Annotated in this window: 15 protein-coding genes and 1 tRNA gene; 6 read left to right on the top strand and 10 right to left on the bottom strand. The window is 34.0% G+C overall.

All coding sequences use genetic code 11. The annotated features are described in order from the left end of the window. Positions 1-218: 218 nt before the first annotated feature. Together EG814_RS20750 and EG814_RS20745 are read right to left on the bottom strand one after the other, a co-directional pair. Positions 219-296: transfer RNA gene (locus EG814_RS20750), tRNA-Val, on the bottom strand. 178 nt (positions 297-474) lie between these two features. Then, entirely contained in the window at positions 475-1,701 is a 1,227-nt protein-coding gene (locus EG814_RS20745) for a bifunctional folylpolyglutamate synthase/dihydrofolate synthase (protein ID WP_125723782.1), read from the bottom strand. Positions 1,702-1,831: 130 nt separating this feature from the next. Between EG814_RS20745 and EG814_RS20740 the strand changes: the two genes are divergently transcribed. Next, entirely contained in the window at positions 1,832-2,527 is a 696-nt protein-coding gene (locus EG814_RS20740) for a MotA/TolQ/ExbB proton channel family protein (RefSeq protein WP_125723781.1), read from the top strand. Positions 2,528-2,530: 3 nt separating this feature from the next. Then, positions 2,531-2,926, top strand: coding sequence for an ExbD/TolR family protein (locus tag EG814_RS20735; protein WP_125723780.1), 396 nt, complete (start codon positions 2,531-2,533; stop codon positions 2,924-2,926). Positions 2,927-3,346: 420 nt separating this feature from the next. Here the strand turns inward: EG814_RS20735 and EG814_RS20730 are convergent, their stop codons facing one another. The 3 genes from EG814_RS20730 to EG814_RS20720 all read right to left on the bottom strand — a co-directional run bounded on the left by EG814_RS20730 (position 3,347) and on the right by EG814_RS20720 (position 6,687). Then, positions 3,347-4,246 (bottom strand): energy transducer TonB, encoded by a 900-nt coding sequence (locus EG814_RS20730; protein WP_125723779.1) that lies wholly within the window; start codon positions 4,244-4,246, stop codon positions 3,347-3,349. A gap of 496 nt (positions 4,247-4,742) precedes the next feature. Beyond that, positions 4,743-5,969, bottom strand: a complete 1,227-nt coding sequence (locus tag EG814_RS20725) for a Glu/Leu/Phe/Val dehydrogenase dimerization domain-containing protein (RefSeq protein WP_125723778.1) — start codon at positions 5,967-5,969, stop codon at positions 4,743-4,745. A gap of 142 nt (positions 5,970-6,111) precedes the next feature. Further along, entirely contained in the window at positions 6,112-6,687 is a 576-nt protein-coding gene (locus tag EG814_RS20720) for a chalcone isomerase family protein (RefSeq protein ID WP_125723777.1), read from the bottom strand. 495 nt (positions 6,688-7,182) lie between these two features. On the opposite strand from EG814_RS20720, the gene EG814_RS20715 reads away from it, so the two are divergent. The 4 genes from EG814_RS20715 to EG814_RS20700 all read left to right on the top strand — a co-directional run bounded on the left by EG814_RS20715 (position 7,183) and on the right by EG814_RS20700 (position 10,834). Continuing rightward, entirely contained in the window at positions 7,183-8,325 is a 1,143-nt protein-coding gene (locus EG814_RS20715; protein WP_125723776.1) for an acyl-CoA dehydrogenase, read from the top strand. A 133-nt stretch (positions 8,326-8,458) separates the two neighbouring features. Then, a complete protein-coding gene (locus EG814_RS20710) occupies positions 8,459-9,436 on the top strand; it encodes a M20/M25/M40 family metallo-hydrolase (RefSeq protein WP_125723775.1) in 978 nt (325 codons plus the stop codon). 37 nt (positions 9,437-9,473) lie between these two features. After that, positions 9,474-10,151 (top strand): SDR family NAD(P)-dependent oxidoreductase, encoded by a 678-nt coding sequence (locus EG814_RS20705; RefSeq protein WP_125723774.1) that lies wholly within the window; start codon positions 9,474-9,476, stop codon positions 10,149-10,151. A gap of 80 nt (positions 10,152-10,231) precedes the next feature. Continuing rightward, a complete protein-coding gene (locus tag EG814_RS20700; protein WP_125723773.1) occupies positions 10,232-10,834 on the top strand; it encodes a SprT-like domain-containing protein in 603 nt (200 codons plus the stop codon). A gap of 127 nt (positions 10,835-10,961) precedes the next feature. On the opposite strand, the gene EG814_RS20695 is transcribed toward EG814_RS20700, so the two are convergent. The 5 genes from EG814_RS20695 to EG814_RS20675 all read right to left on the bottom strand — a co-directional run bounded on the left by EG814_RS20695 (position 10,962) and on the right by EG814_RS20675 (position 15,274). After that, positions 10,962-11,723, bottom strand: a complete 762-nt coding sequence (locus tag EG814_RS20695; RefSeq protein WP_125723772.1) for an ABC transporter ATP-binding protein — start codon at positions 11,721-11,723, stop codon at positions 10,962-10,964. Further along, a complete protein-coding gene (locus tag EG814_RS20690; RefSeq protein WP_125723771.1) occupies positions 11,723-12,469 on the bottom strand; it encodes an MlaE family ABC transporter permease in 747 nt (248 codons plus the stop codon). The genes EG814_RS20695 and EG814_RS20690 overlap by 1 nt, the downstream gene beginning before the upstream one ends. A gap of 80 nt (positions 12,470-12,549) precedes the next feature. Further along, positions 12,550-13,398 carry a glycosyltransferase gene (locus EG814_RS20685; RefSeq protein ID WP_125723770.1) on the bottom strand — a complete coding sequence of 283 codons (849 nt, stop codon included), beginning with the start codon at positions 13,396-13,398 and terminating at the stop codon, positions 12,550-12,552. 129 nt (positions 13,399-13,527) lie between these two features. Continuing rightward, complete coding sequence (locus EG814_RS20680) at positions 13,528-14,052, bottom strand: methyltransferase (RefSeq protein WP_125723769.1); 525 nt, start codon at positions 14,050-14,052, stop codon at positions 13,528-13,530. Positions 14,053-14,215: 163 nt separating this feature from the next. After that, on the bottom strand, positions 14,216-15,274 hold the full coding sequence (locus EG814_RS20675) for a 3-oxoacyl-ACP synthase III family protein (RefSeq protein WP_125723768.1): 1,059 nt from the start codon (positions 15,272-15,274) through the stop codon (positions 14,216-14,218). Positions 15,275-15,669: the final 395 nt, after the last annotated feature.

Raw genomic sequence — 15,669 nt, 5'->3', positions numbered from 1 at the left:
GGGGTTCGAACCCCCGACCCCCTCGGTGTAAACGAGGTGCTCTGAACCAGCTGAGCTAATCGCCCTATTTTACTAGGTTGCTATCGTTTGTGATTGCGAGTGCAAATATACGTTTGTTTTTGAGTTCTGCAAAGAAAATTTAACTTTTGTGAGTTTTAAATATTCTTGTTAGCCTTCTTATTTAAAAGAAAAACTCCTTAATTTCTTAAGGAGTTTCTTGGTGGGCGATGAGGGGTTCGAACCCCCGACCCCCTCGGTGTAAACGAGGTGCTCTGAACCAGCTGAGCTAATCGCCCTATTTTATTAGGTTGCTATCGTTTGTGATTGCGAGTGCAAATATACGCTTGTTTTCGAGTCCTGCAAAGAAAAAGGAATAAAAAATAAAACTTTTTTAAAAATAATCTATATGTATTTGTTTATGAATTTGTTATTAAAATGAAATTTTTGAAGTTTTTTCTAAATTCAAAATACATTTTAACCCAAAGGCAATTCTGCAACCACAAAAGTGCTTCCGCCGGCGTAAATGAAATCATTTTCTGAAGCATTTTTTTTCGCTTCCGCGAAAGCGATAGCAACAGAATCGTATTTTTCTCCAATTAAATCATACTTTTTAGCTTCGCTTTGTAAAATTTCAGTGCTTAATCCGCGAGAAGAATCAGGTCTGCAGAAATAATATTGTGCTTCTTTCGGAAATAAAGGCAAAATCGAATCCAAATCTTTGTCATTGACAACGCCTAAAACAATATGCAGGTTTTCGAATTTCTCATTTTTAAGCTGATTCATTACAACCGTTAATCCATGTTTATTGTGCGCCGTATCGCAGATAATTTTTGGGTTTTCACCCAATTGCTGCCATCGGCCTTGTAAACCAGTATTTTTTACAACATTTAGCAAACCTTCTTTCAATTGTTCGATCGAAACTTTGAAATCAGTTTCATTATTCAGAATCGAAATCGTTTGTTGAACCGTCTTTTTGTTATTAAACTGATAATCTCCAATCAAATCAGACAAATAAATCTGATCAATTAAATCTGAAGCAAAAGAAATCGGAGAGTTGTTTTCTTCGGCTTTAGCAAAAAAAACAGGTTTAGTTTCGTTTGTATATTCACCAATTACAACCGGGACATTCGGTTTAATAATTCCAGCTTTTTCACCCGCAATCGCTTCAAGTGTATTTCCTAAAAATTGAGTATGATCTAAACCGATATTTGTAATTACCGAAACCAAAGGCGTAATAATATTCGTTGCGTCAAGTCTTCCGCCCAGGCCAACTTCAATAATAGCGATATCAACTTTTTCTGAAGCAAAATAATCAAACGCCAAGCCAACCGTCATTTCGAAGAAACTCATATCATTTGCTTCAAAAAAAGATTTGTGTTTGGCAATAAATTCAATTACAAATTCTTCTGAAATTTCCTGACCGCTTATTCTAATTCGTTCTCTAAAATCTTTCAGATGCGGAGAAGTATACAAACCCACTTTGTAACCCGCTTCTTGTAGAACCGAAGAAAGCATATGCGAAGTAGAACCTTTTCCGTTGGTGCCCGCAACATGAATGCATTTCAGCTCGTTTTGCGGATTGCCAAGATGAGCTGCCAATATTCTAATATTCGTTAAATCTTCTTTGTACGCAGAAGCACCTTGCAATTGGTACATTGGAAGTTGATTAAACATCCAATTGGTAGTCTCTTGATAGTTCATTTGTTTAGATAAAATGGTTGTTGATTGAAATAAATTTCGATTTTTGTAGTTTAATATTACAGCGAAAATTATCTTTATTGCAAATTTCAAATATTTTTTAGAATTAATTATTAAAAACCAGAATTAATATATGTTTAGTTTTATTCAGTTACAAACAGATACAATCGCAAATGCTTCAAATGTAGTGGTCGAAAAGATTGCAGAGCCACAAAATGAAATTTCAATGTTTGGATTCATTATGAAAGGGGGAGTTTTCTTAATTCCAATTGCGATTCTATTGTTTTACACTATTTATTTAATCTTCGAACGTTATATGTACATTAACCGCGCGTCAAAAATTGATAGCAGATTAATGCAAGATGTTAGCGAAAAATTACATTCTGGAAATATCGAATTGGCACGAACAATTGTAGAAAGAAATAATACTGCTGCTGGAAATATTTTAAAAGAAGGCGTTCTAGTAATCGGAAGACCAATTTCTGAAATTGAAGCCAACATGGACCGTGCTGCCGATATCGAAATCGGCGAAATGGAAAGACATTTAGGTCATCTTGGACTTATTGCTGGTATTGCGCCAACTTTAGGTTTCATCGGAACGATTTCTGGGGTAATCAAGATTTTCTACAGCATTTCGGTTACAGAAAATATTAGTATCGGAAATATTTCTGGAGGTCTATACGAAAAAATGATCAGTTCTGGATCTGGTTTAATTGTGGGTATTATTGCGTATAGTGCTTACCACTTATTAAACGGGAAGATTGATAATTTTGCTTTAAAAATTCAGAAACAGATTTTAGAATTTGTCAATATAATTCAAAGAGCATAAGCCATGTCTATTAAGAGAAAAAGAAGATTTCATGCCGAAGTTGCGACTTCATCTTTAAGTGACATTATGTTTTTCCTGCTGTTGTTTTTCTTAATTATTTCAACGCTGGCAAATCCGAATGTAATTAAGATGACTTTGCCAAAAGCTAAAGCGAATGAAAAGACCAATAAACAGCTCATCAGTTTATCGGTTACAGAAGATAAAAAGTTTTACATTGACAAAGAACAAGTTGATTTTGAAAATCTAGAAACCAGTTTAATGTCAAAAATAGGAACAGATAAAGAACAAACCGTTGTCGTTCGAATTCCGTTTAACCTACAAGTTCAAGACTTAGTTGATGTTTTGCAAATAGGAGTGAAGAACAATTTGAAGTTTGTCATCGCAACGAGTCCTAAGTAAAATAATTAGGGCGTGACCCCAATAAAAAAATGGGCCAATCAGCATAACGTTGATTCGCCCATTTTTTTATTGGGGTCGGGCTATCCATGCTACTTCGGTAGCTTATTCCTATCCCTCACGCGAGCAACAGCATATAAATTTTCAATTTTTTAAATTCCAAATTCCAAATCGTATTTTCCGTATAGTTTGTCATTTCGACGAAGGAGAAATCTTCGCAAGAAACTCTACAAGCAAAATCGCAATCTTTGTCGAGCTACTCGTGGTGATTTCTCCTTCGTCGAAATGACAAACTGGGTGAAAATAAAATAAATAAAAAAGGCTTTCTGATATTTTTTTCAGAAAGCCTTTTTATGAGAATAGATTCGTGTAAATCCGTGGCTCGAGCCCGATAGGGCGAACAGACGGAGTAAATACGTGTTTTTAATCCAAACTAAAATTGTAAATAATTTTCCCAATCTGTTTGGCAGGAGCATCACTGTCAGCTTGCCATTTAGTGTTCATTGCAGCAATTCTCGCTTGATCTAATAAACATTTTGCCGTATTGGTAGTTCCTTTAATTCCAGCAGTTGCGCTTACTGTTTTTCCGTTTTGATCAACACTAACTTCAACTACGACTTTTCCTTCTTCGTTACAAGTATATTTTGGTGCAGGTTTAGAAAGCGCTTTTCTATTTCCTAACGAATATCCAGATCCACCGCCCGAACCGCCACCACTTCCAGCGCCGTAACCGCTTCCGGTACCGATACCATTTCCGGTTCCGTTACCGCCTCCGGTTCCTCCGCCAGAACCACCAGATCCGTAATAACCGTTAGAGTTTAAACTTCCGCCAGCTTTTCCTTTATTTCCAGCAGCTTTATCATCTCCATCACCGTCTTTTTTCGAACCCTTCATAATACTTGCTAATGCGTCGTTTGTAGAGTTAGAAACTTTTTGTTTTTCAGGAACAGGTTTAGGGTCTACTTTTACAGGAACGTTTTTCTTAGGCTTTTCTTTTGTCGGGATAACGACGTCATTATCGGCTGCTGTATTTTCTTGAGATATAATGGCTTCTTCTTCTACAGCTTTTGCAGGTGTTTGTTTTGCATTATTCTTCACATCCAAAACTTCACTTTTATAATTGGCTCCAGAACCTAAATCGCTATCTCCAAAATTTATCGTTACACCTCCACCGCCACCTCCGCCATCAGCAAGAGCAACATTGTTTTCAGGGTTATATGGAGGCCAAAAACGTATAAAAAACAGCAATAAAATTATTGCCGCATAAATTGCAGTTGTGATTAGTAACGATTTCTTTTTATCTGAAGAAATAGTGAAACTCATTGAATTCTGAATTTTGAAATGTATTATTTTAAAAACGTTTAAAAGTAGTAAAAATTGTTTAGAACGGAAGTACGGTACTTAATTTTACCGTAAAGACACGCGAAGGTTTTTTTGTATGATACTTAAATTGTTATACCGCAAAGTTCGCTAAGGATACGCAAAGAAACGCAAAGAGTTTTTATACGAGGTTCAATAAATTGAAAAAGTTCACAAAGCTTTATCTATATAGCTTTTGCGAACTTAATATTTAGATCTTGCTGGCGCCCCCAATTAAAAGGACTTAGCGTGCTTTGCGTTAAAAAATTAACCGCAATGTTTTCGCTAAGTTTTTTTAATCTCGCAAAGTCGCGAAGTCGCAAAGAAAACTTAAAAAAGAAAAAACTTTGCGACTTCGCGACTTTGCGAGAAATAAGTTAGCGGTGCTTGCGTAAAACTTAGGTCAATAAAAAACGAGCCAAATACTATTCGGCTCGTTTATATATAAGTATAAAATAGATTACACCAACTCCTTCAATGCAATTTCAAAAGCAGTTGCACTAATATTCGTTTTAGACGAATTTAAAGCATGAGCTTTTACAATCGCATTTTTAATAATTTCTGATGTATCATTAAAAATAGCCTCGTCTGTCATCTGAACTTTTTTCTCCATGAAATAGGCAAAAACCCTTGCCATTCCGCAGTTTGAAATAAAGTCTGGAATCAAACTTACTTTTTGGTCTACTTGCTCCATAATTGATCCGAAGAAAATTTCTTTGTCTGCAAAAGGAACATTCGCTCCGCATGAAATAACTTCCAATCCGTTTGCGATTAAGCTATCAATTTGACCTTGAGTAACCAATCTTGAAGCCGCACAAGGAGTAAAGATTTCAGCACCAATTGTCCAGATTTTAGAATTGATTTCCTCAAACGGAATCATATTATCTGCAACTAATTTGTTTCCATCTTTATTTAAGAATAACGTTTTAATTTCTTCAAAAGAAAAACCATCTTCTTTAATTAATCCGCCATCGCGATCGATAATTCCGATTACTTTTGCACCCATTTCAGCTAAGTAAAAAGCCGCAGCAGAACCTACATTTCCAAAACCTTGAACGATTGCTTTTTTACCTTGAATGTCTCCGCCATAAGTTGCGTAAAAATGGCGAACTGCTTCTGCAACACCAAAACCAGTAATCATATCGGCAACAGTATATTTTCTAGTAACGTCTGGTGAGAATTTTGGGTTTTCGATTACTTTAATAACACCTTGGCGCAATTGCCCAATTCTATTAATTTTATCTGCTTCCGTCGGTTTAAAATGCCCGTTAAAAACACCTTCTTGCGGATGCCAAACACCACATTCTTCCGTCATTGGAATTACTTCGTGAATTTCATCAACATTCAAATCACCGCCTGTTCCGTAGTAGCTTTTTAATAACGGAGAAACCGCTTTGTACCAGCGCTGTAAAACTCCTTTTTTGCGAGGATCGTTCGGATCAAAATTTATTCCAGATTTAGCACCGCCAATAGCAGGGCCTGAAACAGAGAATTTAACTTCCATTGTTTTAGCAAGAGACAAAACTTCGTTCATATCTAAGCCTTTTCTCATTCTTGTTCCTCCACCTGCAGCTCCTCCGCGAAGTGAATTAATAACAGTCCACCCTTCGGCTTCTGTTTCTGAATCTTTCCAATTGAAAACAATTTCAGGTGCCTTGTTTTCAAATTGTTGTAATAAATCTTTCATTTTGTTGTGATATGTTTATTTTGCGTAAATGTATAAAATAGAATAATGCGAATAATGTATTTTGCATCAAATTTATAAAACAAAAAAGAAAAGCCGAAAACTATTCCGTTTTCGGCTTTCTATATGTTTAAAAAATTAAGAATTATTGTCCTAATAAATGTTTTTTCAAAGTTTCGTCAACTGGTTTGTCAGAAAGCCAGATTCCGAATAATGCTTTTTTGAAATCAAATCCAGAAATTTTTCCTTTCAGAACTTCATTTTTAGAAACGTAAACATTTTGATCAAAAGGATTGTAAGCCAAAACAAAAACATCTTTTTCTGTAATTGCGTCGCTTAAAAAGCTTTTTAGCTGTTCGATTCTAGGGCGTAATTCTTCCAGATTTGCTCCTGCAGATTTTTCAAAACCTGTATTCATAGCTTTTGTCAGTTTGTTAGAAGAAACCATCGAAGAAGTGATTTCAATTCTAACAGCCATTTCTGTGTCGCTGTCTATGATAAATTGAGGATCTTGAGTTAATTGAGATAAGTACAGTGCCTGCACATAAACTTCCAACCACATTTTTGATCTTCCGCCCGCACCGTTTAGCTGTAATGATTTACCTTGAAATTCTATTTTTCTAGGTACACTTACACCATTAACTTCAATTTGAGTTTGAGCAGAAACAGTCGAAAATTGAAAGCTTAACAAGACTGTCAGTAAAAGTAAAATCTTTTTCATATTCTATCAAATTTTTATTTTTAGGGCAAAAATAATAGTAATTTATTAATATTTGGTTCATATTGAGAAGGTTTTTTTCTTCAAAATTAGATGTTTAATTTTTGTATTACATTAAAAATCAATTTAGTAAGACTAAGTTTACGTAGTTTTACTGATTTTAAGAAATGTTTAATGTTTTTCAATTTTTAAAAGCATCATTTTTTTAATTAAAATGAATTTTTTAAGTATAATTTGAATCTTAAATTTTGCAAATTTTGTTGCCAAATTAATGCTGTTTTGAAAAAAATGATAAACAATAACGAAAACGTTATCGTAATCTTTGCTAATCTATTAATTTTATATGCATGCATTGTAATTTATACATTTAAAAAGTATCTTTGGAAGCCTTTCCATTTAAAAAAAGAGGCATCTAAAAACACAAAAGCAAAAAAATATAATCAACTAAAGAAATCTGTTTTGAAATCTGGTTGAGAAAAACATTTAAAGTAAACTACTATGGATTTTAATCTAACCGAAGAACATTTAATGATTCAGCAGGCAGCAAGAGATTTTGCTCAAAATGAATTATTGCCGGGAGTTATTGAACGTGACGAAAAACAAATTTTTCCAACTGAGCAAGTCAAAAAAATGGGCGAGCTTGGATTTATGGGAATGATGGTTGATCCTAAATATGGAGGAAGCGGACTTGATGCTATTTCTTATGTTATAGCAATGGAAGAAATTTCTAAGATCGACGCCTCTGCTTCGGTAGTTATGTCAGTAAACAATTCATTAGTTTGCTGGGGATTACAAGAATACGGAACCGAAGAACAAAAACAAAAATATCTTCCAGGTTTGGCTTCTGGAGAAATTCACGGTGCGTTTTGCTTAAGCGAACCAGAAGCGGGGAGTGATGCAACTTCGCAAAAAACAACAGCTATTGATATGGGTGACCATTATTTAGTTAATGGTACAAAAAACTGGATTACAAACGGAAACACGGCTTCTGTATATTTAGTAATTGCTCAAACGCATCCAGAATTAAAGCATAAAGGAATCAATGCTTTGATTATGACGAAAGATATGCCAGGTTTTTCAGTTGGTCCAAAAGAACAAAAAATGGGAATCCGCGGATCTGATACGCATTCTTTAATGTTCTCAGATGTGAAAGTTCCAAAAGAAAATAGAATCGGTGAAGATGGTTTCGGATTTAAATTTGCAATGAAAACTCTTGCAGGAGGAAGAATTGGAATCGCTTCTCAAGCTTTAGGAATTGCTTCTGGAGCTTACGAATTGGCTTTGAAATATTCTAAAGAACGTAAAGCTTTCGGAACCGAAATCTGCAATCATCAGGCAATTGCTTTTAAATTGGCAGACATGGCAGTTAATATCGAAGCGGCACGTCATTTATGCATGAAAGCGGCTTGGGATAAAGACAATCATAAAAACTACGACGTGAGTGGTGCAATGGCGAAACTTTTTGCTTCGCAAGTTGCAATGGATACTGCTGTTGAGGCAGTTCAGATTCATGGTGGAAACGGTTATGTAAAAGAATACCATGTAGAGCGTTTGATGCGTGATGCAAAAATTACTCAGATTTACGAAGGAACTTCTGAAATTCAAAAAATCGTAATTTCTCGAGCAGTTATTGCTGGATAATTTTTTTTAGAAATAGATCGTTTACCCTTTCAGATTTTTGTTTGAAAGGGTTTTTTTATGAATATTCTATTACTTTTCATAAGTTTATAGTCTAATTAATTTTTTATTTTCAATCATCAATAAAAACAGAACCATGAGAAAATTATACCTTTTGCTTCCATTTATTTTTTTTGCCTGTAAATCGGGAACTTCAACTTCAAATGATAAAGAGGTAAGATTAGATTCAAAACCTATTGAAGTCAGTTATAAAGTAAAAGAAGCTGAAATCTCAGATTTTCTAAAACACCTTTCTTCTGATGAAATGGAAGGGCGCGAGACAGGAACTCAAGGAATTGAAAAAGCTGCCGTTTTCTTGGAAGATTTTCTAAAGAAAAATAAAATCAAGCCTTATTTTAAAACCTACCGAGATACTTTGACCAATTTTGATTCTCCGGCTTTTAATATTGTTGGAGTTATAGAAGGAACAGATCCTGAACTTAAAAAAGAATTTGTGGTATTGAGCGCGCATTACGATCATATTGGTATTGAGAAAAAAGATCAGCCTGACAAAATTAATAATGGAGCAAACGATGATGCTTCGGGTGTGACTTCTGTTGCGGCAATGGCAAAGTATTTTAGCAAAACTAAAGTAAACAAACGTAGTATATTGATTGTCTTTTTTGCTGGAGAAGAAAAAGGACTGCTAGGTTCTAAAAGTTTAGTGGAGAAACTGAAAAAGCAAAATTTCAATCTTTATACGCAATTAAATATTGAAATGATTGGTGTGCCAATGAAACGAGATTACCTAGCTTATATTACTGGTTTTGACAAATCGAATATGGCGCAAAAAATAAACGAATACACGGGAAAAAACACCATCGGATTTTTACCAAAAGAAGCAGAATATAAATTATTCTATCGTTCAGATAATTATTCGTTTTTCCAAGCTTTTGGAAAACCTTGCCAATCGCTAAGTACTTTTGATTTTGAAAACTTTGATTTTTATCATCATGTTTCAGATGAATTTAAACTGATGGATATTCCTCATATTACTAATTTCACGCAAGAATTATTGCCAGCTGTGACAAAAATTGCAGTTTCGCCAACACAAGAAATAACCATGAATAAATAAGAGGCTGTTTTTTACAGCATTTGATTATTTTTGCGACATGAAAAATATTATTGTTACCGGAACAAGCAGAGGAATTGGTTACGAATTGGCTTTGCAGTTTGCAAATGCAGGAAATCAGGTTTTAGCCATTTCGAGAAAAATACCACAAACGCTTTTAGAACATCAAAATATAACTTGTCTGTCTGTTGATTTGGCAGATGAAACGGCTTTAGATCAGGTTGAAAATTTTCTTTCTTCAACTTGGAAAAAAGTAGATGCTGTGGTTCACAATGCTGGAGCTTTACTTTTAAAACCTTTTGAGCAAACGACTCAGGCAGATTTTGAAAGTATTTACAAAGTAAATGTTTTCGCTGTTGCGAATTTAACTCGCATCTGTATTCCGTATTTAGAAAAAGGAAGCCATGTGGTTACGATCAGTTCTATTGGCGGTGTACGCGGAAGTTTGAAGTTTGCTGGATTAGCTGCTTATAGTTCTAGTAAAGGCGCAGTTGGCACTTTGACTGAATTGTTAGCAGAAGAATATAAAGAAAAAGGCATTTCATTTAATGTGCTGGCTTTGGGTTCTGTCCAAACTGAAATGCTAAATGAAGCTTTTCCAGGTTATCAAGCGCCAATTTCTGCCGAAGGAATGGCAACTTATATTTATGATTTTACATTAAATGGGAATAAATATTTTAATGGGAAAGTATTAGAAGTTTCTTCTACGAATCCCTAACTAAAATCCAATTTTTAAATTCCAAATTCCAATATTATTGCGAATAACTTCTAACAAATAACATTTAACCTAAAGAGAAATTGAGCGAAACTCTAGCTAAATACATTCCCGAACATGCAGTCAAGCCAGTTTTTGATTTGATTGTTGCCAATCAGGTTCATCTGAAAATCGTTAATGAGCGTCAGACGCGTCATGGCGATTACAGACGCGGACCTAGCGGTAAGCATGAAATTACGGTAAATGCAAGCTTAAATAAGTATCGTTTTCTAATTACGTTAATTCACGAAATTGCTCATTTGGTTGCTTTTGAAAAGTTTGGACGAAATATTAAACCGCACGGAAACGAGTGGAAATATACTTTTCAGCGATTAATGGTTCCGTTTATTCGTCCAGAAATATTTCCGGGACAAATATTGCCTTTGCTGGCAAGACATTTTAAAAATCCGTCAGCGAGTAGTGATACCGATACGACTTTATCTTTGGCTTTAAAACAATATGATAAAGAAAACGATATGAATTATGTTTTTGAGATTCCGTACGGAAGTGTTTTTAGAATTAAAAACGGAAAGATTTTTAAGAAATTAGCCGTTCGTACAAAAAGATTTGAATGCATCGAATTAAGCTCAGGAAAAACCTATCTCTTTAATCCGAATGCAGAAGTAGAATTGATAAATGTTCAATAAAATTCCAATTTTAGAAATTCCAAATTCCAAAATTTAGGATAAATATTTAAAAGTAAAAAATCCAAATCCCAATTGTAAATTTTTAAAATTGGAATTTGGATTTTTTTTTATTGGAATTTGAAAGCTCTTAACCTTTCAAATAAGCTTCTCTTACTTTCTTGAAAAGGTTTGAAGAATAAACAAATTTAACTACTGCCTCATTGTCGGTCGTAAAGATTTCTTCTTTTGTTCCTTGCCAAGCTTTAAGACCTTTTTTTAAGAAAACAATATTTTCACCGATTTCCATAACCGAGTTCATATCGTGTGTATTGATCACAGTTGTAATATTGTATTCTCTTGTAATTTCCTGAATAAGATTGTCAATCAAAGTAGAAGTGTTAGGGTCAAGACCAGAGTTTGGTTCATCACAAAACAAATACTTCGGATTATTTACAATCGCACGTGCAATCGCCACACGTTTCTGCATACCTCCCGAAATTTCAGAAGGCAGTTTTTTATGCGCATCTACTAGATTTACCCTTTCTAAAACAAAATCAACACGCTCTTTGATTTGCGCTTTGGTATTATTAGTAAACATTTTTAACGGGAAAGCTACATTTTCTGCAACAGTCATCGAGTCAAATAAAGCACTACCTTGAAAAACCATTCCGATTTCAGTTCGCAGTTCACGTTTTTCGTCTTTGTCTAGATCAGAATAAACTCTTCCGTCAAATTCAATTGTTCCCGAGTCTGGTGTGTGAATTCCTAACAATGTTTTTAGCAAAACTGTTTTTCCAGATCCACTTTGTCCGATAATCAAATTGGTTTTTCCAGTTTCAAAAACGGTAGAAACGCCTTTTAAAACTTTACTATCACCAAATGATTTTTCTATATTTTTTACTTCTATCATTATCCTAATAATAATTGAGTTAATATATAATTTAGAAGAATAATAGTAACAGATGTCCATACGAATGATGTCGTACTTGCCTTACCAACTTCTAATGCACCACCTTTCATATAATACCCATGAAAAGATGGAATGGTTGCCAATAACATAGCAAAAATTAAAGTTTTGATAAATGCATATGTAATATGAAAGGGTATGAAATCTTTCTGAGCACCCATAATAAAATCTGCACCGGTCGAAAATCCTCCATAAGCACAAGCTAGCCAGCCTCCAAAAACTCCTAAAAACATGCTGATCCCGATTACAAAAGGGTACATTAGTAAAGCTATAATTTTAGGGAAAACAAGATAGTTTACAGAGTTAACTCCCATAACTTCTAAAGCATCGATCTGTTCTGTAACACGCATGGTTCCAATACTTGAAGTAATATAAGATCCCATTTTTCCGGCCATAATTACCGAAATAAAAGTAGGGGCAAACTCCAAAATTACAGATTGACGTGTAGCAAAACCAATTAAATATTTAGGAATTAAAGGGTTTGTTAAATTTAATGCCGTTTGAATGGCAACAACTCCACCAATAAAGAAAGAGATGAAACAAACAATTCCCAGAGAGTCAATAATAAGATCGTCAATTTCTTTTAATATTAAATTTTTCATCACAGGCCATTTGGTCTGTTTATTGAAAATTTCTTTCAGCATTAAAAAATATTTTCCTATTTGGGATAAATAACGAATTAGCATCATAGTTTTTGAAATATTGGCTAAGGTAAAAAGAAGTTATGAGTTTTGAGTAATGAGTTCTTGTTTTTCGACTGTTTTACCAATCAAATTAACTTTTCTTTCATCTTTTTTAAACGATAATTTCTAATAAATTTAGCTTGTTCAGGTGTAACTAATAGAGGTGTTTTGGCGCTTTTTGCTTTCCAAAAACCTCTTATGTAATCTAAAAATAGAAAGGGTTTTCTTTTCATCATCGCCAATTTTGCAGAGGCAATTGCAGTAATCCAAAAACCGTATCCTAAAGTATAAAAAGCTTCGCCTTGTTTGTAACGAGCTGTTTTATTGTAATTTGCGCCGGTTGGTTTTAAATGTTTTACCTGTAAAGATTCGTCGGTAACAATTTTCCAATCGTAATATTTACAGAGTAATTCGTCAACCGTGTCCCAACCCATTGCTGGCCGCAAACCGCCAATTTGTTGAAATGTTTCTTTTCTGTAAGCTTTCAGAGCGCCGCGAATGTGATCTTTGTCGGTTAGATTTTCTAGAACCCATTCGCCATTTTTATCGATATAGCAAAATCCACCAGCCATTCCAACTCTCGAATCTGATTCGAAATGTTTAATTATAGTTTCGAAATAGTTAGGAGGAAAAATTAAATCACCGTCTATTTTTACAATTATATCGTAATCAGAATCCAAAGTGTCAAAACCTTTCTGAAATGCCTGAATCACTTTACTTCCCGGAAGGTGAATAGCATCTGAGGTTTTGTTTACAACAGAAATATACGGATTGTCTTTTGCAAAACCCAAAACCACTTCTTCAGTTCTATCGGTAGAATTGTCATTTACAACCACAACTTTTGATGGCAAAACGGTTTGCGAAACTAAAGATTTCAAAGTCAAACCAATAAGTTTTTCTTCGTTGTGGGCAGGTATAACAATGTAATATTTCATATTAAATTCCAAATTTTTAAAAATTCCAAATTCCAATTCTTGAGAATAAATCCCAATCTTTTAAAATTCCAAATTCCAATCTTTACGAAATGGTTAAAATTGGAATTTGGAATTTAAATATTGGAATTTTTATTTTATTTTCTCCGCAACAACAAGATAATATCTCGGAGTGAAGTATCTTAATAAAGGTCTCAATCCAAACTTTTTTACTGGATGTGTAAATTGTAAGCGGTCGGTTATTTTCCAGCCAGTTTTTTCAAGAAGCCAATCCAACTGCCAGTCTTCAAACTCGTGGTAATGTCTGTCCCACATGTCTGTTTTTGAGCGATATGCTGGTGAAAACCATAAGCGCAACGGAATTGAAATTAGCAATTTATCACATTTTACGTTTTCTAAAATCGTATATGGATTTAACAAATGTTCGAAAATTTCAAATGCAGTAAAAACGGTATATTCTTCTGTTTGTAAAGCGGTTTGATCTTTGTCTAAATCTTCGCCTTTTGTGTTTTTTACGGTATAACCATTTTCTTCCATTATTTTAGAAAATGGATTTGGCACACCAAAATCAAAAATGGTTTCTGATGTGTTAACGTGTTTTTGTAAAAATTCTAAAGTAAGTCTGAATCTTTTATTCGGAAACGTTTTTTCGTACATTATATGTGTTTTTTAACAACAAGGCGCAAATATACTAAAAAAGTCCGCATTTTGGGTGCGGACTTTTTTTAGTGTTCACTAATCAGTTTTATAGTTTTCAGTTTATATTAAATAGTTTACAGTTTGACTGAATACTAAAAGACTGAACACTGAATACTGATTATTAGTATCGATAAACAAAAGCGTTAACATTCATTCCTGCTCCAACTGAAGCAAAAATAACAACGTCACCTTTATTGATTTCGTGATTTTCTATTTCTCCTTTTAAGATCAAATCAAAAAGAGTAGGAACCGTTGCTACACTGCTGTTTCCTAAATCATGAATACTCATTGGCATAATATCCTTAGGAGGAGTTTTATCGTAAAGCTTGTAGAAACGTTCGATAATTGCCTCGTCCATTTTTTCGTTGGCCTGATGAATAAGAATCTTTTTTACTTCATCAATTCCGATTCCGCTTTTGTCAAGACAGTTTTTCATGGCACAAGGAACTTGGCTTAAAGCAAATTCGTAGATCTTACGCCCATACATTTTAATGTATTTAATATCTGGATCTAAATCTGGATTGTATGATTTTCCGAAGAAAAGGAAATTGGCTTCTTCATTGGCAAAAGTGGCGCTTTCATAAGAAAGTAAACCTGCTTCATCTGTAGAAAGCTCTAACACAGAAGCTCCGGCGCCGTCAGAATAAATCATAGAGTCACGGTCGTGATCGTCTACAACTCTTGATAAAGTTTCGGCACCAATAACCAAAACTCTATTTGCCATTCCTGATTTTATAAAAGCATTGGCTTGCAAAACACCTTCAATCCAGCCTGGACATCCAAAAAGAATATCATAGGCTACACATTTTGGGTTTTTGATAGCTAATTTATTTTTAACTCTTGTGGCTAAACTCGGAAGGATATCGGTTTGATTGGTTCCTGTTTTGACATCGCCAAAATTATGAGCAAAAATAATATAGTCTAAAGTTTCTTTATCGATATTAGCATTTTCTATCGCTTTTTCTGCAGCAAAAAAAGCTAAATCTGATGCATTGTATTGATCTTCTGCATAACGACGGTTTTCGATTCCCGTAATTCCTTTAAACTTTTTGATTACAACTTCATTCGGGTAAGCAAAAGGAGATCCATCTTCATTTAAAAAAACATGATCGCCAAAGTCAGTATTGCTGACTGATTTAGTTGGAATGTAACTTCCTGTTCCAATTATTTTAATTTTCATTATTCCCAGTTTATCCGATAAATTTAGCGCTAATGTATAAATAATATTATGATAACTATCATAAAAAATAGTATGCATGCATATAATTATGAAATAACAATTTTTTGAGGGATATATTGTGTTTCTTCTAATGATTTTTTAATATTTCCTAGATTTCAAACGATTGAAGCGAATTTTTTAAGTCAAGTTTTTCGGAAATATTTTTATTTACGAGAAATAATTTCACAAAAATCTAACAAAAAGTTATGTTTTAATATATCGGAATCTTCTTTATTGTTTTGACCGCGTGAGGGATAGGAGCCAATGTCATTAAGTTAAGGGATAAGAATATAAAAACCATTGGGTTATGAACCTAAATTAGGTTCTTTGTAATTGACAAAAAAAACAAACCCCAA

It is taken from the genome of Flavobacterium ustbae (assembly GCF_003946915.1).
Lineage (GTDB): Bacteria > Bacteroidota > Bacteroidia > Flavobacteriales > Flavobacteriaceae > Flavobacterium > Flavobacterium ustbae.
Note: the sequence above shows the minus strand (reverse complement) of the source record. Positions and strands in the feature narration are given on the sequence as shown.